The organism is Pantoea sp. SIMBA_079, assembly GCF_046940275.1.
Classification (GTDB): domain Bacteria; phylum Pseudomonadota; class Gammaproteobacteria; order Enterobacterales; family Enterobacteriaceae; genus Pantoea; species Pantoea borealis.
Genome location: NZ_JAWRYR010000413.1, coordinates 1 through 266, shown reverse-complemented (window position 1 = coordinate 266; position 266 = coordinate 1). Strand labels below are relative to the sequence as shown.

The 266-nt window shown below is 74.1% G+C and carries 1 pseudogene; it reads left to right on the top strand.

From position 1 onward, the window contains the following. A pseudogene (locus tag SB719_RS20590) lies at positions 1-266 on the top strand (gamma-carboxygeranoyl-CoA hydratase); the annotation flags it as partial.

Below are 266 nucleotides of genomic sequence, written 5' to 3'. Positions count from 1 at the left end.
CGCACGGCGCTATTTCGCGACCGCCGAACGCTTCGACGCCGCCCAGGCGCTGCGCCTCGGCCTGCTGCACGAGGTAGTCGAGTCCGACGCGCTCGACGCCGCCGTCGAGCGCCAGATCGCGCTGCTCCTCAAGGCCGGGCCGACAGCCGCCGCCGGCGCCAAACGCCTGGTGCGCGACGTGGTGGCGACGTCCGACCGCGACCAGCTCGACCAGGCCAACGCCCGTCTGATCGCCGCCCTGCGCGTCTCGCCCGAAGGCCAGGAAG